24 protein-coding genes and 3 pseudogenes are annotated in these 25,755 nt (G+C 33.7%); 4 read left to right on the top strand and 23 right to left on the bottom strand.

Annotated features, from left to right (window positions below):
- Positions 1–151 precede the first annotated feature (151 nt).
- Positions 152–721 (top strand): hypothetical protein, encoded by a 570-nt coding sequence (locus MHH66_RS10995; RefSeq protein ID WP_078185552.1) that lies wholly within the window; start codon positions 152–154, stop codon positions 719–721.
- A gap of 203 nt (positions 722–924) precedes the next feature.
- Here the strand turns inward: MHH66_RS10995 and MHH66_RS10990 are convergent, their stop codons facing one another.
- Both MHH66_RS10990 and MHH66_RS10985 read right to left on the bottom strand, forming a co-directional pair.
- Positions 925–1,323, bottom strand: a complete 399-nt coding sequence (locus MHH66_RS10990; protein ID WP_002033128.1) for a DUF1259 domain-containing protein — start codon at positions 1,321–1,323, stop codon at positions 925–927.
- Positions 1,324–1,643: 320 nt separating this feature from the next.
- Positions 1,644–1,805 (bottom strand): hypothetical protein, encoded by a 162-nt coding sequence (locus MHH66_RS10985; protein ID WP_002190108.1) that lies wholly within the window; start codon positions 1,803–1,805, stop codon positions 1,644–1,646.
- Positions 1,806–2,138: 333 nt separating this feature from the next.
- On the opposite strand from MHH66_RS10985, the gene MHH66_RS10980 reads away from it, so the two are divergent.
- Entirely contained in the window at positions 2,139–2,810 is a 672-nt protein-coding gene (locus tag MHH66_RS10980; RefSeq protein ID WP_078185551.1) for a hypothetical protein, read from the top strand.
- 147 nt (positions 2,811–2,957) lie between these two features.
- On the opposite strand, the gene MHH66_RS10975 is transcribed toward MHH66_RS10980, so the two are convergent.
- Positions 2,958–3,281 (bottom strand): PepSY domain-containing protein, encoded by a 324-nt coding sequence (locus tag MHH66_RS10975; RefSeq protein WP_063217992.1) that lies wholly within the window; start codon positions 3,279–3,281, stop codon positions 2,958–2,960.
- 20 nt (positions 3,282–3,301) lie between these two features.
- Complete coding sequence (locus tag MHH66_RS10970; RefSeq protein ID WP_078185550.1) at positions 3,302–3,772, bottom strand: hypothetical protein; 471 nt, start codon at positions 3,770–3,772, stop codon at positions 3,302–3,304.
- Between the two features lie 176 nt (positions 3,773–3,948).
- Here MHH66_RS10970 and MHH66_RS10965 point away from each other — a divergent pair, with 176 nt between their 5' ends.
- A complete protein-coding gene (locus tag MHH66_RS10965; RefSeq protein WP_078185549.1) occupies positions 3,949–4,623 on the top strand; it encodes a response regulator transcription factor in 675 nt (224 codons plus the stop codon).
- Positions 4,620–5,993 carry a sensor histidine kinase gene (locus tag MHH66_RS10960; protein ID WP_078185548.1) on the top strand — a complete coding sequence of 458 codons (1,374 nt, stop codon included), beginning with the start codon at positions 4,620–4,622 and terminating at the stop codon, positions 5,991–5,993. The genes MHH66_RS10965 and MHH66_RS10960 overlap by 4 nt, the downstream gene beginning before the upstream one ends.
- 259 nt (positions 5,994–6,252) lie before the next feature.
- Here MHH66_RS10960 and MHH66_RS10955 read toward each other — a convergent pair whose 3' ends face one another.
- The 19 genes and pseudogenes from MHH66_RS10955 to MHH66_RS10865 form a co-directional block, all read right to left on the bottom strand.
- Positions 6,253–6,468, bottom strand: a complete 216-nt coding sequence (locus MHH66_RS10955; protein WP_046954849.1) for a hypothetical protein — start codon at positions 6,466–6,468, stop codon at positions 6,253–6,255.
- A 350-nt stretch (positions 6,469–6,818) separates the two neighbouring features.
- A pseudogene (locus tag MHH66_RS10950) lies at positions 6,819–8,264 on the bottom strand (L,D-transpeptidase family protein).
- A gap of 215 nt (positions 8,265–8,479) precedes the next feature.
- Positions 8,480–8,833, bottom strand: coding sequence for a hypothetical protein (locus MHH66_RS10945; protein ID WP_207192295.1), 354 nt, complete (start codon positions 8,831–8,833; stop codon positions 8,480–8,482).
- 307 nt (positions 8,834–9,140) lie between these two features.
- On the bottom strand, positions 9,141–9,770 hold the full coding sequence (locus MHH66_RS10940) for a class I SAM-dependent methyltransferase (RefSeq protein WP_063217998.1): 630 nt from the start codon (positions 9,768–9,770) through the stop codon (positions 9,141–9,143).
- 129 nt (positions 9,771–9,899) lie between these two features.
- Positions 9,900–10,895, bottom strand: a complete 996-nt coding sequence (locus tag MHH66_RS10935; protein ID WP_002013704.1) for a D-cysteine desulfhydrase — start codon at positions 10,893–10,895, stop codon at positions 9,900–9,902.
- 247 nt (positions 10,896–11,142) lie between these two features.
- A complete protein-coding gene (locus tag MHH66_RS10930; protein ID WP_063217999.1) occupies positions 11,143–12,375 on the bottom strand; it encodes a DUF4073 domain-containing protein in 1,233 nt (410 codons plus the stop codon).
- Positions 12,376–12,777: 402 nt separating this feature from the next.
- Positions 12,778–13,235 (bottom strand): annotated as a pseudogene (locus tag MHH66_RS10925) (VOC family protein).
- 368 nt (positions 13,236–13,603) lie between these two features.
- Positions 13,604–15,103 carry a serine hydrolase domain-containing protein gene (locus MHH66_RS10920; RefSeq protein WP_078185546.1) on the bottom strand — a complete coding sequence of 500 codons (1,500 nt, stop codon included), beginning with the start codon at positions 15,101–15,103 and terminating at the stop codon, positions 13,604–13,606.
- A gap of 413 nt (positions 15,104–15,516) precedes the next feature.
- A complete protein-coding gene (locus MHH66_RS10915; protein WP_063218002.1) occupies positions 15,517–15,810 on the bottom strand; it encodes a hypothetical protein in 294 nt (97 codons plus the stop codon).
- A 5-nt stretch (positions 15,811–15,815) separates the two neighbouring features.
- Positions 15,816–16,016, bottom strand: a complete 201-nt coding sequence (locus MHH66_RS10910; protein WP_000903049.1) for a helix-turn-helix transcriptional regulator — start codon at positions 16,014–16,016, stop codon at positions 15,816–15,818.
- 337 nt (positions 16,017–16,353) lie between these two features.
- A complete protein-coding gene (locus MHH66_RS10905; RefSeq protein WP_078185545.1) occupies positions 16,354–17,499 on the bottom strand; it encodes a hypothetical protein in 1,146 nt (381 codons plus the stop codon).
- Entirely contained in the window at positions 17,496–18,833 is a 1,338-nt protein-coding gene (locus MHH66_RS10900; RefSeq protein WP_078185544.1) for a F390 synthetase-related protein, read from the bottom strand. Before MHH66_RS10900 ends, MHH66_RS10905 begins: the two co-directional genes overlap by 4 nt.
- On the bottom strand, positions 18,826–19,677 hold the full coding sequence (locus MHH66_RS10895) for an MBL fold metallo-hydrolase (RefSeq protein WP_063218005.1): 852 nt from the start codon (positions 19,675–19,677) through the stop codon (positions 18,826–18,828). The genes MHH66_RS10900 and MHH66_RS10895 overlap by 8 nt, the downstream gene beginning before the upstream one ends.
- Positions 19,674–20,660 carry an NAD-dependent epimerase/dehydratase family protein gene (locus MHH66_RS10890; RefSeq protein ID WP_063218006.1) on the bottom strand — a complete coding sequence of 329 codons (987 nt, stop codon included), beginning with the start codon at positions 20,658–20,660 and terminating at the stop codon, positions 19,674–19,676. The genes MHH66_RS10895 and MHH66_RS10890 overlap by 4 nt, the downstream gene beginning before the upstream one ends.
- On the bottom strand, positions 20,657–21,820 hold the full coding sequence (locus MHH66_RS10885; protein WP_063218007.1) for an ATP-grasp domain-containing protein: 1,164 nt from the start codon (positions 21,818–21,820) through the stop codon (positions 20,657–20,659). The genes MHH66_RS10890 and MHH66_RS10885 overlap by 4 nt, the downstream gene beginning before the upstream one ends.
- Positions 21,810–22,799, bottom strand: coding sequence for a beta-ketoacyl-ACP synthase III (locus MHH66_RS10880; protein WP_078185543.1), 990 nt, complete (start codon positions 22,797–22,799; stop codon positions 21,810–21,812). The genes MHH66_RS10885 and MHH66_RS10880 overlap by 11 nt, the downstream gene beginning before the upstream one ends.
- A 678-nt stretch (positions 22,800–23,477) precedes the next feature.
- Positions 23,478–23,903 (bottom strand): annotated as a pseudogene (locus MHH66_RS10875) (hypothetical protein); the annotation flags it as partial.
- Positions 23,904–24,225: 322 nt separating this feature from the next.
- Positions 24,226–25,338: an aminopeptidase gene (locus tag MHH66_RS10870; protein ID WP_063218010.1), complete on the bottom strand. Its 1,113-nt coding sequence runs from the start codon at positions 25,336–25,338 to the stop codon at positions 24,226–24,228.
- A gap of 61 nt (positions 25,339–25,399) precedes the next feature.
- Complete coding sequence (locus MHH66_RS10865; RefSeq protein ID WP_078185542.1) at positions 25,400–25,735, bottom strand: hypothetical protein; 336 nt, start codon at positions 25,733–25,735, stop codon at positions 25,400–25,402.
- Between the last annotated feature and the right edge of the window lie 20 nt (positions 25,736–25,755).

Here is a 25,755-nt window from a genome sequence, read left to right as displayed (position 1 = left end):
ACTGTCCACAAATAGCGGAATAAATCAACAAGACCACACACCCATTCCTTTAAATACGGGCTTGTAAATCTAGTTATGTAACCATCCATAAAAAGGAATATTACATAGGCTAAGTCTAACATTACATTTTTAAAGTGAGGGGAATAAGCTTATGCACCAATATTGGTATTTGAATTCAAATGGAAACGGGGAGCAATATAATAACCAAATTTTAATGTCATCATTACATTCACAACCTCAAATAACTAAAACTCAGGGAATGGATGGTCTGAAGGTTCCTGAGAATTTGAGTTGTCGAGTCTATCCATTTGGTTGGGATTCACCAGCCAATTATACGGCTTTCACTCCCGAGCCCCCTCCCTTCTCTTTAGGTCAGCCAATCCATTATGCAGGGATGATGCCCCAAGGACATCCTGCTAATTGGGCTCCATTACCAGTCCATGCAGGTTTTAATTTTCAAAAACCTCCCATCCCCTGGCCCCAACCATTCAATCATACAGGGATGTTCGCACAAGGTCATATTGCCGCTTTACTATCACCGCCAGCCAAAGCTTTTCATTTTAATACCAATAATAACTGGGGTGTTTTTGGAAATTCTCCAGGATGGGGGAATAACGGGCAGCCAGGAATGCTTGGAAACTTACTGACAGCAGGAAAAGGAACCATGAATGGAATCGGAATGCTTAGTAGTCTAATCGGTATGGGAAAATTCTTCTTTTAGTTAATTAGAACGGGAGGATAGGTCCATAGCTCAAACATGCCCCCTCAATGTATTTATTGTATGGTTCCAGTACTCCCTCCAAGTTCGTTTGCTAGTCAAGCGAACTTAATTAATAAAATACAAGGGAAAACCTTCATCTTATGTATGAAAGGATCTTTCAATTAAAGATCCTTTTATATTGCTCATTTAACTAAATAAATTGGTTAATTGCATAACGCTCTTCTAACTTTCCTTGCGAAACTTAGCGGATCATCAACGTCTTCGATATTAACGTAAATTAAATTCGGCTCATCACATAACCACTCATTGTGTATAGACGAAACGATTATTCCTTGTTTAATAATTGTAGCAACAAATTCAGTAACTTCTTTTTGTAAGAGCGCTATCCGACCTAGACATAATGCCTGTCCAGTTTTATTATCTCTTGATTCGAATGAGAAGGAAGTTGTTACTCTAAAACGTTTTCCTAAGATAGTTGCTTGTATTTCATCCCGATTTATTGTTGCCACGCATTTTCCACCGGCGAATCCTTCTTGGCCACCGATAATTCTTGCAAACTGTTGACAAATTAATTCATCATTAATCGCCATGCCTTTAATCATCCCCCTTTTACTGTTAGGTTATGAATGAATACATCGGTCTGAAACGGTAATGAATCTATTCTATTACAAAAAAGATGATAGCAATCTAACGAAATCTATTAGCTTGATTACTTGAATTAACTCGGCTATTATATGTTAAAACATTTTTAAAGAGCATAAAAAAGACACCCTAAGGTGCCAGCCTCCAACTTGAGAATCGTATCTATGTATGGAGAAATTTAGAAAAGACAAATACTAAAGATAAGGTTCTAGCTATAATTTATAGAGCTCTTATGCCATTAATTAATTACATTGTTCATCATAAGAAGAATCCCGTTATATTACTTTCTGACTAGTCTCGTTAAAGCCATCCCAATAAATCCAGCGCCCATTCCTATTAGCCATCCAGCATGAGTATCGCCTAATATAGATCCCACTCCTCCGCCAAGAAACATGCAGCCAACAAATACTAATCCTCCAATTCCCCAATTCGTCCGTTCCATAATTCAATCACACCCTTTCAATAAAACATATGCTTTTAGCTATCTAAACTTTCTTGCATAGGATGGTTAATTTTTTTGCTTAGGTTTAGCACTTCAGGGATATCTGCTTTCAAATTGGATGCTTAGTACTCTATTTTATAATCTAAAACATTGTTTATGGTGTTAACACCACATGTCTATAAATCTAATAGAAAAGGTTTCCTCAAAACGAAAAATTAGAGGCTTTTATAGCAATGAAGTTCATTTTTCTTTATTTAGCTATCCGGTAGTTTAGTTTAATAAGTCCAAATGGTAAGATAGAAGAAATAATGATGAATATAGGGGCGATTCAAAATGGATAACTGGAGAAATAACACGATTTGGTTTGAACAAATACCAGATGATCTTCAGGCTTGCTTAAACTTAAAAGAAGATAAATTTAATGAGATGCTGCTTGAAAATATTGAGTATTTAACTTTTTGGTATCATAAAAAAAATAAGCTTGGCAACTTTTTGGGTATGCCAGAAAATCTCCTCTATTTAGAATTAAACTGGTCCAATATACACGATTTCCTTGGGGTAGAAAAAATGAATAAATTAAAGCGTTTAGAATTACATTATTGTACTAAATTACAAAATGATTTTGGTTTGTCTGGATTAGCCGATACGCTAGAATATTTACATATTAATCAATCAAAGAAATTTGTACCAAATGAAGAATTATTCTCTCTGAAGAATCTTCGGGTTCTGTGCCTTAATTCTTGCGGTAATCTTGAGAACTTGAATTTTTTAAATCATTTCCCTAATCTAATTGACTTTAGATTTGTTGATACTAATGTGTTAGATGGTGACTTATCACCAATTTTAGAACATCCAACAATCCGAAGTGTAGGCTTTCTGAATAAGAGACATTACAATATTAAAAATGATAAGATAGATGCTTTTTTAAAGGATAAAAATGGTGGCGGAGAATTTAAAACCGTTATCAATTATGGCGAATATGAGACTTTTAGATATATTTATTAACTCAATTGTTCTTAAACTAACGGAGTGCTAATGTTAAATAAGTAGCATTTTTTACTTCCGCTAACGAGAATTATGTAAATAAGCTGTCCATATGGGCAGCTTATTGGATTTTTTCAAATACGCGATATTTTATTTGTCGATAATTTTTTAATCTTCATTATTGATTTCTATTGTACCTGTTCTAGCACTAACCTTTAAAATATTTAATAGATTATCAGGTGTCTTGATTTCCACTTCATATTCAAATTTAGATTGTGCTAAGTTGTCATCTTCTAATTCGAATTCTTTTTTCACATTAATAATTTCTCCAGTTGTATGAGCTAAAGAAATTTCACGAACTTGTTTCTCTGTATAGTTTTCATTCTTTTTCGCATAATTGTAGCCCATACCATAATATCCACCAACAATAGCAATACCACTTACTAAAATAGCAATTACACTTATAATTATTTTCTTTTTATGTTTTAACATTTCCATCCACTCCTTAATAATTAATCATTTATTCCAAATCTTGCTTCAAGTACATTTTCTGCTTGCTCTAATTGATCTTCAAGTATATCTTGTTCTCTTTCTTGTATTTGATATTGTTCAACAGTTATCGTTCCAGCGTGAAAATCTGCTTCTAGCTGATCATCAGATAGATCTATCTTGTCATCTAATTGGTCAATTTCTTTTTTTGCTGCTAAGTACGTATTTAAGTTATCTTCTTTTGCTCCAACTGGTTTCGTATTATTTGCCTTTTCTACAATAGATGTGACTTCGTTTTTGAAATCTTGTGTTTGCTTAGTATCATTCATAGCAGGCCCTGTTTTGTGTGGTTCTTGTTGTAGTTGCGTACCTTCTTTTTGTGATGTATCGTTTTCTACTTTCAGTTGTTGTACTTCTGTATCGTTATCAGCTTGAGTCGAACAAGCTGTTAAGAATAAACAAGACATTGCTCCAATCATCATCCATTTTCCCATTATGTTCTCCTCCCTTTACATGTGCACCTTATCCATGTCTTTATATTACTGAACAAACATTAAAGGAAGATTAATGCGCAAAAAAATAAAATGATATAATTAAATAGTTTCTAATCTTTCTTTAATGTTTTGAAATTATAGTGATACATATAAATAAGAAGAAAAGGAGAATGTTAATGCGAGTTCTTATTGTCGAAGATGAAAAAGACTTACAAAATATATTGGTAAAACGATTAAATGCAGAATATTATAGTGTCGATGGATGTGGGAATGGAGAAGATGCTTTGGATTATATAAGCATGGCTACCTACGATTTGATTGTGCTTGACATTATGATTCCCGGAATAGATGGTTTACAAGTATTACAAAGATTACGTGCGGACAATCATACAACTCCTGTCTTGCTTCTTACAGCTAAAGATACAATTGATGATCGCGTAACAGGACTCGACTTAGGTGCGGACGATTATTTAGTAAAGCCGTTTGCTTTTGATGAACTGTTAGCAAGAATTCGAGTGTTGATGCGAAGAAACACAGGAAATACATCTAATGTGTTTGAAATCGCTGACCTAGTGGTGGATTGCAATATGCATAAAGTAACAAGAGGAGACCAGGTTATCATTCTTTCCAGTAAAGAATTTGCCATTTTAGAATATATGATTCGTAATAAAGAAGTTGTGTTGACACGAGATAAAATTGAGCAACATGTGTGGAATTACGACTATGAAGGTGGATCGAATATTATTGATGTTTACGTCCGCTATCTTCGCAAAAAAATTGATAGCCAGTTTGAAACGAAGTTAATTCATACAGTACGAGGAACTGGTTACGTATTGCGAGTAGAATCATGAAAAGACTATCAATAAAAATGAGAGTGACCCTATGGTATACGGGGCTAGTTGTAATTATTATGGCACTCGTGTTAGCTTTTATTTTAACTTCTTCAGATAAAGTTTTGCTTTTTAATATGAAAAATCAATTGAAGAGCACAGTAAAAGAAAGTGTTGAAGATATCGAATATAAGCATGGGCAGTTAAAGATTGACGATGAATTTGAAGCCTTAGAAGATGGAGTAAATATCATCATTTATAGTAAACAAGGTGAGCTGCTGGCAGGACATAATCCAACAACCTTTAATAAAAAGGTATCGCTTAAATCCGATGAAATACAAACCATTAAAGACAGTAATAAGGAATGGATAGTATATGATTTTCTCCATAATGTAGGCGGCGATGAGCAAGTCTGGGTTCGTGGCATAATGACCATGAATCAATTATCATCGACCATGAATACGCTTATTGTGGTAACACTCATCTCATTTCCATTACTTATTCTCATTGCAGCAGCGGGAGGATATTTTATTACGCAAAGAGCGTTTCGACCTGTGCAACAAATGAGTGATTCAGCCAGTGAAATTGGTGATGGTAAAGACCTTTCGAAGAGAATTAATTTACAAGGTTCATCGAAAGACGAAATGTATCATTTAGCTCAAACCTTTGACAAAATGTTTGAGCTATTGGAGACATCATTCGAAAGTGAAAAACAATTTACATCTGACGCATCTCATGAATTAAGAACACCAACATCTGTTATTATTTCGCAATGCGAATACGCTTTATCGCAGAGGAATAATCCGAAAGAAACGGAAGAATCGTTAGAAGTAATTTTAAGGCAATCGCGTAAAATGTCCGCGTTAATCTCGCAACTCTTATTATTAGCACGAGTTGACCAAGAAAAGCATAATACTTTTCAATTTGAATGTATCAATATGAGTGAATTAACGGAAATCGTTGTAGAAGAGCTTTCATTAATGGTTCAAGAAGCTTCGATTAATATAACAACACATATAGAGGAAGACCTGTTTATTAAAGCAGATCAAACATTGATGATGCGTTTATTAATGAATTTACTAACGAATGCGATTGCTTATAGCAAAGCGAACGGCACTGTGAATATGCAACTGTTCCGGGATGAAACCAACATAATAGGTAAAGTCTCCGATAATGGCATAGGCATCAGCGAGCAGCATATTGTGAAAATATGGGACCGCTTCTATCGAGTTGACGCAGCACGAACATCTTCAAACAATGGAAACACAGGTTTAGGATTGTCGATGGTAAAATGGATTATAGAACTACACGGAGGAGAAATTACCGTTGAAAGTGAATTAGGAGAAGGCAGTACTTTTACATTTAAACTACCAATTGAAAACCGAGCATAATGTATGCTCGGTTTTAGCTTTAGAATACAGATTGATTAAAAAGCTCTCTTCAGTCCTTGTTTAATAATTGTAGCAATAAATTCAGTGACTTCCTTTAATCAACATAGATCATGCACTATGAAATAAAGTGAAACTTTAATCAGCTCCCAACAAACTTCTGTACCACCTAAATTTTGAACTGTGAGTTTTACTTTCCACAAATAGTAAGAAGCTAAATATATAGTAAAACCCCAGAAATCCAAAGGTCCCTGGGGCTTCATTATATATTTAGCTCTTTTTGCTTTTTGTTTTGTTTATGTCTATGCAGCAATTTTCGACTTATGAGAGAAATCAGTAATAAGATCAGTATTAGTACGAAAATTTGCATAAATGATAAATCAAAATATTTAGCACCTGTAACTATTAAAAGTGTAGAAATCGTACCTTTTACAATGAAAAAAATAATAATCCATAATCCGCCTTTTTTCCAGTTCATTTTTATTTTACCCTTTCCTACGCTTAAATTCTTAAATGGGACACCTTAATAGAAATCTATTATATTAATAAAAAAGTAAACTTTTTCACAAAAATCATGTCCAATTACATGCGACGATTTCATAATAAATGAAAATGATATTCAGTGTCAATTTTATTGACTATTTGAATATCTATTTATCATCTCAATCTCTTTCTACTTCGTTTCTTATAGGCAATGAACTCTTGTTTTCAAACAAAAAACACCTCCATTGAATTTGCACACTAAATATGCGAATTCAAGAGGTGTTTTTTCATGTACCATCAGATAAGATTTCCTGCTTTATTTATTTCTTGATACGTAGCTATTTTCTAGTACACAATAACTGGATCATTAGTGTTCAAACTATCATATACAGTTTTTGCTACATTAGGAAGAAGGTTAACACACCCGCCTGATCCCCCTGTTAAATAAGCATTATTTGCCCAGTCTTTTCGCCAGCCTGCATCATGGAATCCTTGGCCGCTATTTGTGAATGGAACCCAGTAATCTACTTTAACTGCATAATCAGCTTTACCTACTGCGCTGCCTTTCAGCGTGTATGGTGTTCGTTTATATAGAACGTACCACACACCTGGTGATGTATCTTCACTCGTGCTATGTTTACCAGTTACTACATTTGTTGTGACGACTAATTTCCCATCTTTATAAATCCAAATTTATTGATCTGCAATTGAAACTTCCGCATACGTGTCTCCGATGCCATTATTCGATGTTGTTTCATAACCGATACCTTCCTTCTCCCAACCATTTCCATGGATATTAGAAGCAGATAGCGATTTTTCACCCTTTTCAAAAGCTTGTTGAACTTGTTTTGTTTCTTTTTCAACATCTAGTGCCCAGCCGTAGCCTTGTCCTTTTACTGATATGACCGAACCGGAATGGGTTTTAAAGCTGAAATTTTTATTTAATGTTGATTTAGCATTATTAATTTCAGCAATCTTATTTTTAATGTCGCTCGCATCGATTGTAACTTTCATATCCTTTGACATAGAGGCATTTTGAATTAAATCTTTCGCTTTTAAAGGATACACTTCATTCTGCACTTTATACTCAACAGACTGCCCAAGAAGATTCTGTAGTGCTTTCTCCTCTTTTTTGACAATCGGATCGTCTTCTTTAATAGGCTGTATGTATGTAGACTTCAGATGAATTTCGCTTTTATATTTCTGCTTGTCGTAATCTTTCAATAGATTCGTAACGTCATACTGTTTTCCTTCAACGCTTTTCGAGATAACAATCTTTCCTTGTTCGAGCTTCGCCATAGCATCTTGAGGCGCTTGTAATTTTTCATTCATAGAGATGAGCTTTTCTTCTACAAGTTTTTTCATCGTTTCACTACGATACTGATCCGCCTTTTCCGGTAGCACTGAATAATTTTTTCCCTTTGAGGAAGGGAAAAATGTCCACTGGCTTTTTAATAGTTTCTTAACTTGAGGAAAATCTTTTTCCGTAAGTTCCGTTTTTGTATCTTTTTCATCTAAAATTTGTTGTTGATCAACATAGACTTTGTTTTCTAGTCCAGATGTTTTTAATTTCTGTATTGCCTGATCAGCGTTCAGACCACCGACTTTTGTGTCATTAATCGTAACATTTGAATTGAAGTGAGTTGCCTGATAATAACTCATTCCTCCAATGAGAAGTACAATTACACCAACACCCGCTGCAATAAGCTTCCAATTTGTAAAACGTTTGCTTGATCTTACTCGTTTTCTCTCAACTTCTTCAACTGATTCATTTATTGGATTATTGTTCATCAATCTTTCCCCCGTATACATTAACGTCAATCGATTTTAAACTAAAACCATTGACTAGTGTACCTTATTTTTCCTAAAATTTCATTATTTTTAAAAAGATTTTATCGCATTTAATTGATCAAATTTAGACTTTTTAATAGAAAGACACACTGAATAATCCCTTACAAGTAGTGAATCATTACAATAAATCTGAAAAAGTTAAGTGCCATATACTTTTATTCAACTAACTTTTCTCCCGTAACAATCTCAAACAAAGTGGCTGCATTTTTCCCTTCTAATTGAGCATAGCGATTATCCCCCGCCATAACTTCTACTTTATCTTTATTAGGACTTATCCAAATTTGATACAACACAGCTTTCGCCTCTATTTTCGGATTTTTAAATTGAAAAACAAAGTGATAATCAGCTGAACGAGACATTTCCACTTTTTTATTTTCAAAATGAATATCATTTAATATTTTCTTTACTTGCAACACTTGATTATTGTCTGTAACTACTTTCAAATCCTCATAATTATCATCACCAACACGTTTTTGCACTTCGATTCTTTGATCTTTCCTTTGGTTCAGTTATCATTTCACTTAAAATACAAATATAATCCGTAACCTAAAAAAATTATTAATATTATAGAAATACTGAGTATTGTGTATATGACCCCTCTTAATGTTGTACTCATATAATCATCCCTCTCACGCTTCAACAATTCCATTATATAACAAATAATTCATTGGAAGTTTAAAACATGTTTTAAACTAAATTAAGCGAAGTAAGGGATGCCATTTGACTTCCCTTACTTCGCCTTTAAAGAATAATTAGTGAGTAGCTTACACATCAAGCTTATTAAGTAACCTTTCACTATTTTTTACACAATTGTAATTATAGTGTTTTTTGACATTTGATCATTATAAATTTAAATGGAGGTTTACTTGCCATATTTTTATGTGGCTCCAAAATTTCCGTAGTTTCTATCAGTCCATATTTTCCAAAGTCTTGTTGTACCGAGTCAACATCATAAAAATACATTTTTACCCCTTCCATTATCTCGAAGTAGTCTTTACCAAGTTGTTTTCCCTTCCCAAACATTGGGGCATCTTTAGAAATAGTAGTAAAAATCATATATCCGTTTGGTTTTAACTGACTATAACAATCTTTAATAAACTTCTCTCTCTCATCCTTATTCAACAAATGAATAAGTGCATAAGAAAATATGCCATCATACAGTTTGTTATCAAAAGGCATATCCGTAACTGAACCATGGAAGAAATCAGCATTAAGTTCATTTTCCCTCGCCAATTCAATCGCTGTTTTTGAAATTTCAATACCTGTTACTTGTATTTCGTTATCAATAAAAACCTTTGCATTTCTACCGTACCCAATACCAGGAATCAATATATCCTTCACTTTCTTTTCAAGGAAAATGTCCTTCGTCAAAATTGCAGAGTCTGAAGGTTCAAATCCCCACATCATTTGATTTTCTATAAAACTTGCTTCCCAAAATTCTGTCATACATCAATCTCCTTTATATATCGTTGTTTACCGTTGAATGTTGAAAAATCATCGCATATTCACGAAATTGTATCAAACTTCAACATTAATTCAAAACAAAAAGCATTGGATACCCAATGCTTTTTACACTTACGCAAATAGAGAAGTATTCGCATATAAAGCTGGCGAACCACCTGAATGTACGAATAAAATGTTGTCCTCTTTATTAAATTTACCTTTTCTAATTAAATCGATTAGTCCCGCTACTGCTTTCCCTGTATAAACTGGATCAAGTAAAATACCTTCTGTTTTCGCAAGTAATTGAACTGCTTCTACCATTTCTGGTGTTGGTAAAGCGTATCCTGGTCCTACATATTCATCAAAGCATGTAACTGCTTCGCGTGAAATAGAGTTTGGAATACCTACGTGAGCTGAAGTTTCATCTACAAGTTTTGCTACTTTCTCTTCTTGCTCCGCTTTGCCTCTACTTACATTTATTCCGATTACAGGAATTTTACTTTGCGTTCCGGAAAAACCAGTAATTAAACCAGCATGCATACCAGCGCTACCACTTACGCAAACAACTGAACTGAAATCAATTCCTTGCTCGAATGATTGCGCCATAATTTCTTGCGCACAAGCAATATATCCCATTGCGCCAGTAGGGTTCGATCCACCAACTGGAATGACATATGGTGTATTTCCTTTTTCACTTACTTCTTTCGCTACTTTATGCATCTCTTCCATAAGATCTGTTCCGTTTGGCACAACAATTACGTTTTCAGCACCTAATAAATGATATAAGAAATAGTTTCCGTTAAAGTCTGGCTTTTCTTCTGGCTCAAGCCCTTCCTCTAACACAAGAATACATTTCATTTTTTCTTTTACCGCAGCTGCAAGTGTTAGACGGCAATGGTTTGACTGAATACCACCAGCTGTAATTAACGTATCTGCACCCTTTGCCTGTGCATCCGCAACTAGAAACTCTAACTTTCTCGTCTTATTACCGCCAGCTGTTAAACCAAGTAAATCATCTCGTTTAAAATAAATAGTTGGCCCACCAAGTGCTTCAGAAAAATTGTTTAATTTTTCAATTGGTGTATATGATTCTGTATATTTTTTTCTCGGAAATTTAGCTAAATTCATCAATAACGCTCCTTTTATACTCTTTCACAGTAAATGTAACCATACTATTATTACATGGAAAAATGATGAAGTCACCTTTCTGGATTAAAAATGTATCGAAATTCAGTAAATGAAATTATATAGGCGATATTTTACTTTTACTGGCATTCAACATAGAATATCGACTTACCGACAAAAAACGGCTTACAAAATCCATTTCTCATCACTCAAAAAAGAGCCCACACATTTAAATGTGGGCTCTCTCCAATCACTTATTTGCCGAAAAACGAAGAAGCTGCGTTAATCCTGCTTCTAAATTCATTTCTCCTTTATGGCGTACATATACAATCTTGTCCCCATCAAATTTTGGCGGATTTGCTGTATAATACGTATGCCACTCATTCGTTCCTTCTATAGAGTACTCCATATATTCAGTGGCACCAACGATTATATTTTTTTTATCATCAGCGGTTACATTTGGTGCCATTTGTGCGATTTTTGCACCACTAATTAATAACTTCTTAATATCCTTATCACGTTTATAATCATAAGCCGTTACGACTACATCGTTACCATATGCTTTTATTTGTAATCCTTGTTTGAAAGAATATCCATCCGGCGCAGTCTTCTCGCCACCATTTGGTCCAGCCGACATCCAACCAGTTTCAATTCCGCCCGTATTTACAACCGTAAATCCTTTTTCGTCTCCGCCTGTAATTTTCTTTTTACCAGCCCAGTCTGGCAAGTTTAAATCCCAATGCGTATGACTCGTAAAGAAAACAACTTGCGGGTAGTCTTTTAATACATCATACAATTTATCCATGTTTAAATAGTCTTGTAAATATGGTGATTGTCTTGATCCGGATACAGAATCAGGTAAAACGTGATGAGAGAAAATGAAAATTGGCTTATTTTTATCTTTTTGACTATACTCTTCTAAATTTTGTTTTAGCCATCCTAATTGCTCATCACTCATATATACTTCATCCCACATTTTTGAATCGTGGTATTTCATATATTTTTCAGTTCCTAAAAATAAAAGCGGATAACCGTCTAATTCTTTTTTATGATATACCTTATCTTGTCCGCTAAATTTTAAATATCTATTAAACAATGTTTCTTCCGTTACACCATTTGGCCATGTATTTTGAGAGAGTTTCCCATCAGCTGTCCATTTACCAGCGTAAAATTCATGATTCCCAACAGTTGACCATACATTTTCCGGATGCTTATTCTTGTTTAACACACGCTTTACATCATCATATTGTGACTGCTGTCCAGTTGGCGTTATATCCCCATTCATAATAAGCGCTCTAGAAAGTGGCGTCACTTTGTTCATATCTTTTAACACGTGATCAAAGTCCCCTAAATCTCCTTGAATGTCACTAATAACGTTAAAAGTTGTAGCTGATTTTCGAACTTGCTCTTTCCCCTCCGCATGCATCGAAAGTGTCGGTAATAAAGCTGCCATAACAGCCAATGAAGCTACTGTCTTTTTCATACAAATTCTCTCCCTAATAATAGAATGTATAATCTGACATATTCTGCTTTCTCTTAGGTGCTTGTCCAATTCATATTATAGAGAGGGATTGTAAAGATTGATGAAGTAAAAAATTAAGTGTTTTTTAAGAGATTTTGTCTTTTTTTCGCACTCCACAATTACCGAATCGCGCCAATCTTGCTCTCTATTCACTAACATTAAATAAATGTAAATTTATACGATAAATCTCTTAGTTAGGTACGTTGTGTTTTAATCTAAATTATATAACCGCAACACAATACTCTATCTTTTTAAGTTCTCTTCATTTAATCCGAATAACTCTGGTAAAGTAAAACGTCCATCTTTTCTGTATATTTTTCACAAAAAAATAACGTTTTTCCCCTTTTATAGATACAATCTCATTTATTTTTCTTGGTGCTCCGCTCCCACTCACTTAAATAAGATGCATATTCTAATTCATCTGGATCATCATGTAACATAGAAATAAACTCTAATTTATTCCCATCACAATCCAGAAAGTATACACTTGCAGCTGGCATCCACCTTTGGACAATTGGCTCTTGATTTCCTTTCCCTTGGCTTCCCACCACTTCTATTCCACGATTCTCTAACCACAATTTAGAAGTCTTTAGAAATTCTAAATCTACACCAAAAGCAAAGTGTTTTATCTCAAAATCTTCAATATTATGTACTTCCCATAGTCCAAGCATTTGCTTTTTACTTTCTCCTACCCAAAAGAAGGCCACCTTTCTTTTGGATAGTTTTCTTGCTAATGCTAACCCCAACTTATTTTGATAGAAATCTATCGCCTTTTCTAAATCTCTTACATGTAAATGAGTTTCATATATGTTCTGTATCATTCTACTTGCTCCTTTCTGTATTTGTATTGGTAACAACGGGTTAAGTAGTTACTGTAATTTTAAATCTGAAGTATGTATCTCCATATCTGTTATACCTATTTACTATTCTATCGAAATTAAAACATGATATATCGAACTGAAGTAGTAAATTCAAATAAAATTTCTACTGCTTTTGTAGGAAGAGCCTCCATTAAATTCAGATGAAATCCTATTTAAACAATGAAAAAACACTATTCTTTTAGTAAGAATAGTGTTTTTACTCTTTTGAGTAGTTAATATTTTTAAGTTAATAGACATATGGGGTGGTCCCCCTTATAAACCCTTAAGTATTTATATAAAAATATATATTTTAATTATTTGCTGTCTAATTATTGTTTTTTAGTCCTTCTAATTTTCGGGAAAAATCCACTAATTAATAATGTTATAATCCACGCCATTATTAGAATAAAATTTATTGTATTACCAGAATTTAAACTTAAAATCCTCCACAAATAGGCAGCAAAAAATACGAGCATAGCGGTAATAATAAGTAAAAATACCCTAACCACTAATCTTATGTAAGGTTTCTTCTCGTGCTTAAAAATGAAGGTTCCTCTACCATTGTACAATCTAATCAAAAATAGCAACAAATATACACCTAGTGCAGCTCCAATAACAATTGATATAATTGAGTTGTTTTTTCTTTGCTCAGCTAGAGAGAAGTGACTTTCAGGTAATTTTCCAGTTTCATATTCAATCCATGCGTGGTAAATATCCTGTCGTAAGTCTATACCACCTTCACTATTCGTAAGAATTACCAATCCATCCTTTGTATTAGGAATGAAACCATAAAAAGAATGCCAGCTTCGATTGTCACCAGAATGATAAATTAATTTCCATTGATTAGATAACTTTTTTTCAAATACACCTAAACCGCTCTCCCCTAATACCGGCTTTTGCATTTCCTGAACACGTTCACTTTTGATGACACCATTACCTTTATTATTTGCATCCATGCTTGCAAGTATCAATGTCATCATATCGGTAACATTTGTCTTAAGACCTGCAGCAGCCTGTTCGGTAAATTGGTAACTAGGGAGTTCCTCTCCAAAATACCCATAGGCTTTCGAAAGATTAGGATTTTCAGGACGTTGTAGGAATGAACTAGATTTCATTCCTACAGGTTTCATAATTTGTTCCTCCATATAACGATCAAAAGGTATTCCGGTAACCTCTTCAATAACAAGTTGCAAAATTGTATATCCACCACCAGAATAAATTGTTTCTGCACCGGGGTTTTTGGTAATCTCCACTGGCTCATTAAACCATCCTTTTCCAGATAGAGACTCCTCGATAGAATCAAGATGTTTCCCGGGTGCAACCCCAAGGTATCCTTTATGTGCAGAAAGCCCTGCTGTGTGGCTTAACAATCTTCTTATTGTGACTTCATTATTATTGAACTCTGAATTAGGTAATTTCCATTTAGTTAGATATTTTTCAACGGGATCATCTAGTGATAAACGACCTTCATCTACAAGATGTAGGATTCCCCATGCTGTAAGACTTTTAGATATGGAACCAGCCTGAAACAAAGTATCATCACTCACCGCTTTTTTTGTCTTTTTATCTACATAACCGTAGTTTAGTGTATAAGCAATACTCCCCTCATGTACAATCCCTATTGCAACCCCTGGTACCTCATAATTCTCCTGCCATTTTGGGACCTGTTCATCCAGCTTTTTTTTGAAATCCTCTATACTCCTATCATTCAACGTGCCAGATTCTGCCCTCACCACATTTGTAAACCATACTTCATTCGTAATGAATATACAAATCATTAAACATAAAATACTTTTGCATATTATCGATGCTTTTTGTCTATTCTTCATTTGCTCTACCCCTTTTTTCAGAATATTCTATCCATCAATCAGAGTACCCCATTCTAATATCCCATTCTATCGATTTTTATTACTTAACCTTACAAAATTGTAATAAAAATCAAAGATCTGCTATTGTCCTTTATCCGAGGGCAATGAAATTCATTAACAAGATTGATATGAAGTTATATGTATTGTTTCACTTAAAGACCCTAAAATACTAGTTTGGTTAATCAATTGGATATATTCCACACTACAAATATTTATTTTATAAAAAGAAGAACCCCACACATTTTGATTGAAATGTGTGGGGTTCTTTTGGCTTCCTTAAATTTTCATGAAAAAGATTGATTATTTTATGTAGCTTACTAAAAAAAAATTTTGTTCAATCAACTAACAGAACAAGATTAAACACTTAACTCGTATTAGTAATTTTTACTGTTTCTGTTGATAAATATAAAAATACTGCCTAACACACTTAATGAAAGTGCAAAATATAATAACAAATCAGGTAGAAAGTTCAAAGGAATAATATCAATTAATTGTAAAACAATAATGGAAAGGATACCTAAATATAGAATATTGTACAAAACATTATTTGTTTTATATAGAATTTCTCTTCCTCTTTCGTCATTTGCTTCATCACTTGATTGAAATTTTATTACATACATCTTACTTATCACTATTAAACCAAATAATAAAATTTTTAACAACAACATATGTATCACTCCTCTAGATAATCAAATACGTCGGTTAACGGCTTTTCAAATACATTTGCGATTTTAAAGGCAAGAATTAGAGAAGGGTTATATTTATTCTTTTCAAGAGTAGCGATAGTTTGACGACTAACTCCCACTCTTGTTGCCAGTTCTTCTTGGGTCCAACCTTTTTCTGCTCGACAAACTACAATTTTATTATGCAACAATAGTAACACCTCTTGAGCTAATTGTAATTTATTTTTTACAAATTGTAAATTATTTTTTACAATTTATTTTTAAAATTAAAAATCCTCATAAAAAAGGACATAAAGATTTCTCCCCATGCCTACTAATCTTCTACTTCTTTACTGTATGTATATAATGCGATATTTCAAAAACTTAATAAAAAAGAGAACTACTCTTCAAGCACTTCTCTCTTTCATCCAAACGATAAATATAAAATAAATCATTAAAAATATACTATATAAATTCCATAACGTGGGTATTGCAGCTACACTTAAATAAAGAGTTCCTAGTAACAAGCAATCATAAAAGTTTTTTTGTTTAAAAGCGATGTTTTTTTGCCATCGGTTCTATGTATGTATTTAATATCCACATTAATACTTTCCATACCCTTTGTTGGCTAGGTGGTAAATGAGCGTTATACACATAACTGTATTCGATCTGCTGTGTTGCACCACGATTTCTTTTGAACTCTCCAGCCCCAGCACTACAATGACAAATTAAATCTTTTTCGATAGAATCCATTGTAATAAGGAGGGAAAGTATACGGTATAAACCTTGTTGCTGGTCAGAGTTTGTATTATAGCCAAGGATCGGCGTTGTCATAACTCCATCCCTAATAAAATAAGCAATAACACCATCAATTGTATCCCCTTTTTTTATGGCCTTTATCTCAAATAAACGATGCTGAAGAGCATTCCATAAATAAGCGGGTGTAAACATTGGGTTATGGGCGGAATATTTTTCAATATATAGTTGGTTGTATAGCTGGGAAATTTGTAAAATATCCTCCTTTGTTAATTCTTCATTCGCAATGATTTCATAATTGCTTTTCTCTAATAAACTTTTATCGTTTAATAAGTCTTTTCGTTTTTTTCGATTCATTTTTTTATACTGTTTCGGATCAAATAAGTATATAGAACGAGACATAATTTTCTTGTAACCTACTGTAGATAGTGCTTCTGTCGTTACGGGATATAATTCGTTATTTAAAGAACGAAATAAAATTGTATGCTCTGGAAATTTCTCAACAAATAGATTCGTAATTTGTTCGATTTGTCGTTCGTTGATATAGTGATAAAGATTTGTTGAAAGCATCCAATTATTTACGACAATTACTTTATTAATATTCGTTCGTCGTAACCAACTTCCCATAAGATGAAGCGGATAGGTTAATAGCTTCTCTAGCCACGGTTTTTTCAACTCCCATAGCTCTTCTAACGCATAAGATACGTAATGTGTATAAGGAGAACATACATATGAATTTTCGAACTCTGCGTTATTAAGAGTAACTGGTAAGATGAGATCATCAATTTCTAATAAAAAGAGCTGCGTGTTAACATTTTCAATAAATGCTGTAACGCCCTTTTGAAAAAGAGGCAGGAAACTATCTCGCACATATGCTCCATCTTTTTTCGATTCCCAATCAATACTATGCAAGGAATGAACATCATGTAACTGAATCATTTATGTTCACCACGCCTTACAAGACTTTCTATTCTTTTTAATTTTTTATCATATACTTGAATATCGTAATGTGAAAAGAAGAACTGTGGTATCGCACACTTTTTAGTAGACCATAGTGTATGTAACTCTTTCATTACATTTGATTTACATAATTCCAGATTTTCAGGGAGTGCTTTAAGTTTAATTTCAATTTTGTCTACGCTATGCTGTATTACTTTAAATTCTTGAATGTCACTAGATGCAAACAAAATTGCTCTTCTAATGAAATCTGGAAAAATAGATATTTCTTTATTATCCAATTCACTTATTCCAATAAATATATCGTCACATCGACCATCAATTCGTTCTAATGCTAAGAAAGGTGAACCACAGCTGCACGGCGTTTTTTTCTCAATTAATATGTCATTGAGACGATAGCGTATAATCGGCTGTGTTTTCCTCATGAAATCAGTAATAATGGGAACGAATATCCCTTTCTCTTGATCTAAGTATTCTTTTTCAATATGAACGAGATCTTCATTAATGTGTAATGTCCCCTCCTTGCAGGTGGTAGCAAGAAAACCTTCTGTACATTGGTAAACTTGGTGTACTGTCTGCTTGAAAGTTGCACAAATAAACTCTCTATCAATATCTTCAAGCACTTCTGCTACAGAGATAATTTTTTTGGGACAAATCGTAATGAGTCCTTCTTGCTGCCAGTCAGCGATTTTCCGTAACATAGACGGAGGTGCAATTAAAATAGAGGGCTGTATTTCATTTAATCGCGTAATATGCTGCTGAAACGAATCTAGTAAATCAAAAAAATGAAATGAGATTCGCTTATTTTTTGTCGCTTCGTATAAATTGCTATTTGCACGTAAGAAAAAAGCAATCGTGTGTTTATGTAAAATGCTAGAAGGAAGCACCTTTCCAATAATCGATCCAGCCCACAACGTTTGTTCTTCCTCAGAAACGAGAAAAACCCCACGATTTCCACTAGTTCCTGATGATAAACCAACAGTTATATTACGAATGGTTGGTGAAAAATTCCGGGTCTTTTCTGCTTCAAATGCTACATGAAACGCTTCTTCCTTTGAAATATGGGCTGTATTTAATGTATCAAAATGTTCCATCATTACTTCTTTATCAATAATGGGGAGTGCAGACAAATCCCCCTTTTGAATTTCATTTAAAAAAGGCGTATATAATTGGCGATAAAAAGGAGACGCCTCTATCGTGAACAAAAGATGTTTTTCTATTTGTTGTTTATGAAACTGTTCCAACTGTTTACGACTTGAAAATCTCGAGCCATATTTTATTTTCAAGTATTGCTTGAGAATTCGTAGTTTATTCATAGTACACCCCTGCTTTAATTTTATCCCATGTATGTTCACAATGAGTTGGTACAATTTCAATCTCAGGTGATGTTTGTGATAAATGGTGTAACTTCTCAATATTCTTTCGGTAAGATTTTGGATCGCTAGTTAAAAGGTTGGCAACCTTACTAGGAAATACAAGGTTTTGATACGTTTTACTTAGCCACACTGCGTCTGCACAAAGAAAGACAATTTTTTCACTCTGTAAATGGACGAATAAACCGAATTGTCCCGTTGCATGTCCTGTTAAGTCAACAGCAAATAATGAGCCATCCTCAAATACATCATACCCCTCTTCAAACTTTCCATATGTAGAAGGTAAGTTAAGGGATGGAGTTTGATCAATGAATGACATTCTTTCCTCTAAATCTATCGGCAGTGTATCTTTTAGACACCCTTTTAATAGAGCACCAAATTTACTTCTCTTTTTAATATCCTCATAAGCTTTTGCGAAGGTTAATATTTTCGCTTTTGGAAAGTCAGGTAAACCAGCTGTATGATCGCCATGAAAATGAGATAGAATAATATATTTAATTTCTTCTGGCTGAATACCATCAAGAAGAAGTTGCTCTTTAATAGATTGCTCTTCCGTGAAATGAACAGGCGTAAGTTTTGCATATACAGAGTAAGGGAATTTTTTTGTTGCCTCTTTAAAATGTCCCGCATATCCAGTATCAAATAAAATATATCCTAATACTGGATGCTGGAGTAATCCTACTGTAGCTGGAAAACAGATTTGTTTCCAACTGCCCTTGGAATATGCGATTTTTTCTGGATGTGTGCAATATCCTGTATCATATAGCTTTAAAGATTTGATTTTCATTGTGTTTTCCACCAGTCTACAAATTTTGTAATTCCTTCTTCTATACTGATCTTCGGAGCATACCCTAGTTCTTCTTTAGCTTTATCGATATTTAATGTCTGGCTTTTTGAAAGGACACTAACAGTATATTTTGTGAGAATAGGTTCTTTTCCAAATAAAATAGTTTTTGAGATTCCTTCTAGTATAGCAGCTAGTGAAAAAGCGGTTTTGTAGGAAATTTTTTTATATTTTACTTCCTTATCAAGACGCTTCATTACATTTTCTATGACCTCATATAAATTTACACGTTCGTCATTTGTTATATTGTACTTTTGCCCTAATGTATGTTTTGGGGAATGCATACAAAGAAGTACAGCATCTACAACATTCTCAACATACGTAATATCAACAAGAACATTTTCAGTACCAATCCTCGGTAAAGCACCCTTTTCACATACTTTAATAAGACGCGGAAGAATCGCGTTATCTCCTGGTCCGAATAAAGCGCGCGGGCGTATTGTAATAACTGGTAAACCATGCATGAAAGCTTGATCAATAGCTTGTTCAGCCATGTTCTTCGTTGTTGCATAATGATTTACAAATGTATTAGGAAGTTTCGCGTTTTCTACTACATTTTGTCGCTCATCATAATAGAAATAAATACTTGGTGTTGATACGTGGATCAAGCGTTTTATACCGTACTTTTGACATCCCTCAATAATATGTTTCGTTCCTAACACATTCGCATTATAAAAATCTTCATATTTGCCCCAAGGGGAAGAAAGTGCGCCGCTATGAAAGATATAATCTTTACCTTTACAAACTTGTAGCACACGATCCCTGTCTTCAAGAGGACAATGAACAAACTCGATTCCATTTTGTTCTAATACCTTACCGATTGTTTTATTTCTTCCCGTTGCCGTTACTTCATAGCCCATATTTTTCAGTCGAAAGGCGAGTTTTTGTCCTAGAAAGCCCGTTCCACCAGTTACTAGCATTTTCATAAATCTTCACCATCCCACGATATGTCATATGTTGTTTGCTCTAAAATAGTCCGTTCCTGTTTATAACTTTCACGCCACAATTTATACATGCTAAAAAACTGATAAAAAAATGGTTTCCAATCATTGTGACGATAAACGATATCTGGATAAGAGCATAGAACTTTTAACCATCGCTTACGTTTTTGTTTACTTTTTAAATAAGGAAATCCATATAGAAGCATCGCTAACCGAATTGCACACTCAGAGTTCGGTCTTGGAATGAGTGTATTGTTTACCTTTTCATGAAAGAAGGCCGGCAATATTTCCTCATCGAATAAATGTAATCCACTTGTAGTACGTGGATTACATTCAATCGGAATCGCATCTCCATCCTCTGTAACGATAAAATCAAAAGCAATTTGTCCTGAGAAATTTAGCTCTTTTACAATATGTGTAACAAACTGATCAATTTTAGGATGATCCATATGCTGAAAAGCAATGGTAGCGCCTAAGCCTGCCGTAAATTCCGTTTTATACGTAGAGTGAGCTAACACTTTCCCAGATTGTGCAATACTGTAGGAACAGTGCTGCGTCCCTCGTATAAACTCTTGCATAATATAATTCGACTTATCTATCATGCTTTCTTTTAGAGCATCCTCTTTTGTAATAAATTCCACTTTATCAGAAAACCGGGAAAAAATCGGTTTTCGTACAAAAGGAGTATGAGCTGGTGTTTTATGCATCATTGAACTTATCGCTTCTTCATCATCTATTCTATATGTTGCAGGTACTTGCCACCCTAAATTCGCTACGAACTGAATAAATTCCCACTTATTATGCAGTAATGATAGCTTTTGAAAATCATCTACTAATACATGGCAAAATGTGCTTAATTCTTCTCTATATTTAGATATATAAAACACTTCTTCACAAGTAGGAATAAGCAAATCCACATTGTGACGTTTAATAATGGATAGTAGCGCACGGATACTTTCTTTTGTTTTCCACTTTGGAGAAGGAATTTCATAAAAGTAATCCGTACTCTTTGAAACTTTACTTAATGGATAAGGAATACTATCTGCAATAATAACGGTATGTCCAGCGTTATGAAACAGTCTGCATACATGCAGAGTTGCTGGTGCACGTGCCCCTGTAATTAATACTGTTTTCTTAGTATTCAAGAAGGATGCCCCCGATTGAAAGTCCTGCAGAAGTACCTAATAATAGTATTTTATTTCCACGTTGCACTTTCTTTTGCTTAATCGCCTCGAAAAGAGCGACTGGAATAGATGCGGAAATCATATTACCGTAGTCTTCAAAAATGGTCATAAAACGCTCTTCATCAACCCCTAATTTTTTACGAATGAGTCTCATAGCTGGTCCACTTGCTTGGTGAGGAACAATTAAATCAATATCGGCTAGAGTATAACCAGTATCCATAAGTAGCTTGTCAATAAACTTCAACAAATACTTAGAAGATAGTTTAAAAATGGCTCTTCCATTCATATCGAACAAGAAGTCTTCTTTTCGTTCCTCACTATACTCGCGAGGATGAATCATCGTTCCACCGCCACGAATTTCTGATAAATGCGCACCAGAGCTATATGTTTCCATATGGGAAGCAATAATAGAAGATGTATGATCACCTTTTGTTATGACAACAGCTGCCGCACCGTCACCAAATAAAATGCTGCTTTCATTTTGTCCCCAATTTAATCCAACAGAAGAAATTTCAGAAGAAATAATAACAACATTTTTGTATCTCCCGCATTCCATTGCGTAAGAAATTGTATCAAGTGCTGTTATGAAACTTAGACATGTTGAATTGATATCAAAACATGGAATACCAGAATGCTGTAGCCCGAGCTGTTCTTGAATAAGTGACGCTGTAGAAGGTATTGCCTGTTGAATCGTTCCGCTTCCGCAAATAATACAATCGATATCATCCCAAGTTAACTTAGCATCTTCTACAGCTTTTTTTGCAGCTTCCGTCCCCATATAAGAAGACGTTTCCCCATCAACAAAATATCTTATTTTTACCCCAGCTTTTTTTAATGTCCAGCCTTCTGGCACATGTAGCATGCGATCTATTTCAAAAGATTCTACCTTTCTTTTCGGAAGATATGTGCCAATTCCTTTTATACTAATATATCTTTTCATTCTCTATCGCCTCTTAATCTTTTTATAAATTTAAAAATCCTTTACATCTAAACATTGCTGTGGATACATACAGAAAGTTTTTTTATAAAATTCTGCTATCTCCTTATGTACTTCTAATCCTATTTTTCTTCAAAAAAGAGCAAGCTCTCTACTTGAGAACTTGCTCTTTTTGCATGAGAATTCTTCAAATACATACTCTAGAAAAAACTTTTATATCAATTTAATTATATTATAACAATTATCCAAAAATATTTAATAGTATTTTTTGTAAATAAAAGTGAAAATGTGGTACAAACTTACGCGAGAGGATAGTTTATTGAGCAGCAAATATACACATATGGAACGAACATACATGTAATTTTAACATCTTCTATTTCCCCTTTTGTTTTCACAAAAGTTACTGTAATTTAAAACCTAAAGTATGTATCTCCATATCTTTTATACCTATTTACTATTCTATTGAGATTGAAGTATGATAAATCAAACCGAGGTAGTAAATTCAAATAAAAAATCTACTACTTTTGTAGAAGAAACCTTCATTAAATTCAGATGTAATCATATTTGAATAGTAAAAGAACGCTATTTTTTTAATAAGAATCGCGTTTTTTTACGCTTGATTGCAATTAATATTTTTCAGTTAATAGATGTGTAGCGATATACCTATCAGTAATCTTTGTATTAACAATTATGCGTAACTTCTAGCTCATTATTAGCATAAATTGTTCCGTAAGTAGCACAAAGTAACATTCCACCACAAACCTCACTACTCACTTGAAAGTTTATGTTATCTTCAAATGTATCTATACTATTAGGTCTAATTGTATCTACAAGTTTTTTGAAATCAAGAACCGGTAAATATTTCGTTATGATTTCATAGCTTAATAAATTATCTTCATTATTATATGCATTATATTTCTGAATTTCTCTATAAATCGGACTTGGACTATACGGATCATATTGCAATTGTCCATTTTCATCTTCGAATTTTTTTATTTCTTCTTTTACTATATAATCTGGATAATCTTCACTACTTTCATCTTCATCACCAAATTCCCAAAATGGATATTCTATATCAGATAAATGCGTTATAATCCACATTAGAAAGCTTAATCGTGATGGGGTTACGTCACACATCCATTAACTTAGTTCATAGTTTTCATATATTCCTCTATTTATGTTTATTTGTGTCTTTCCGCTGTGATACGATTACCTTTCTTGGAGTCTACCATCTTTAAAGAACCGTCTTTGAAATAATCAATCTTGTAATATCGCTTAATATATAATTGAATTATTGGAACTTTAAGTGGTGACGCCAATGACTAATACATTTAGATAAAATATAGATTTAGATCATGCAGCAATATACATATCATTATACTTTCCAGCACTATATCTCATTTCCTTTACACAAACTCAATAAAATACTTTACCTTTTCAAATTCTCTTCATTTAATCCTAACAACTCCGGTAAAATAAAACGTCCATCTTTTCTAATCAGTACATCATCAAACCAAATTTCACCCCCACCATACTCTGGCCTTTGTATGTTTACCAAATCCCAATGTATCGCTGATTTATTCTCATTGTCTGCACCTTGTAACGAATCTCCAATCGCTAGATGATAACTACCATTTATTTTTTCATCAAATAACGTATTATTCAACGGGTGTAATATATAAGGATTAAAAGCTAGTGCAAATTCTCCAATATATCTTGCTCCTTCATCCGTATCAAGAATTTGATTTATTCGCTCTGTATCATTTGCATATGCCTCTATTATTTCCCCATGCTTAATATGTAACTTTATATTTTGAAACGCATAACCTTGTTGAACAGATACTGTATTAAATGTTACTACGCCATTTACTGAATTTTTAACAGGTGCTGTATATATTTCACCATCAGGTATATTATCTATGCCATCTCCTTTTAAAACACCAATTCCTTCAATTGAAAATTTCAAATCTGTACCTTCCCCAATAATCTTTACTTGTTTTGTCTTTTCCATTAATTCTTTTAACGGATCCATTGCTTTCGACATTTTACTATAATCTAGCGTACATACATCAAAATAAAATTTTTCATAAGCCTCAGTACTCATATTAGCTTCTTGTGCAGAAGCTGCATTCGGGATTCTTGTTGTCACCCATCTTATTTTATACACTGCTTCACTATGAGCTTTTCCAAATATCTTTTGATATAATTTCATTTTTTCTGATGGTACATCTGCTAATTCATATGCATTTCTAGGACTACGGAGATTAATATACACTTGCATCTTACTTAAGAGATAACATTCCCAATCTGCAAATAACTTAAATTGTTCTTCTGATCCTGACAAAATCAATTGCCTTGTAACAGAAACATCGCGCATTGATACATGCGCATATCCCCCTGCTTTTTCTACAGACTTAATAATTTCACGAACTACTGCGGGATCTATTTCAGTAACACTTTGAATCAACACTTGATCACCAGGCTGCACTTTAGTTGAATGATTGACTAGTACATCCGCTAATTCCGATAGTTCTCGCTTCATTATGCTCTCGTCCCTTCACTACCGTTTCAATAAATTAATAAAAAAAAGAGAACTACTTTCTTCAAGCATTTCTCCTCTCCATCCGCACAATAGCTAAACAATAAATTATTAAAAATATAACGTATAAATTCCATAAACTAGGTATCACCGCTACACTCAAATAAAGAGTTCCAGGTAACAACCAAATGCTACAAGCAATCATAAAAGTCTTTTTCCTAGCAACTGCCGCAATTACTGCTAGAAAAGAAGGAAGTAAGAACATGAAAAATACAGTGATATATACTTCCTTATCAAGTATTTGCTTACTATACGGGTTGAAATATAGAAAAACAATTGAAAGGATAAAGATACTTATAGTAGCGACTCCCCCTATATAAACACTGATATAATTTTTCATAATTCCCCGCCTTCCTAACT

It is taken from the genome of Bacillus sp. FSL H8-0492 (genome assembly GCF_038006145.1).
In the GTDB taxonomy this organism is placed as follows: domain Bacteria; phylum Bacillota; class Bacilli; order Bacillales; family Bacillaceae_G; genus Bacillus_A; species Bacillus_A mycoides.
The sequence above is the reverse complement of the archived record's forward strand: the minus strand, read 5'-3'. Positions and strand labels throughout refer to the sequence as shown.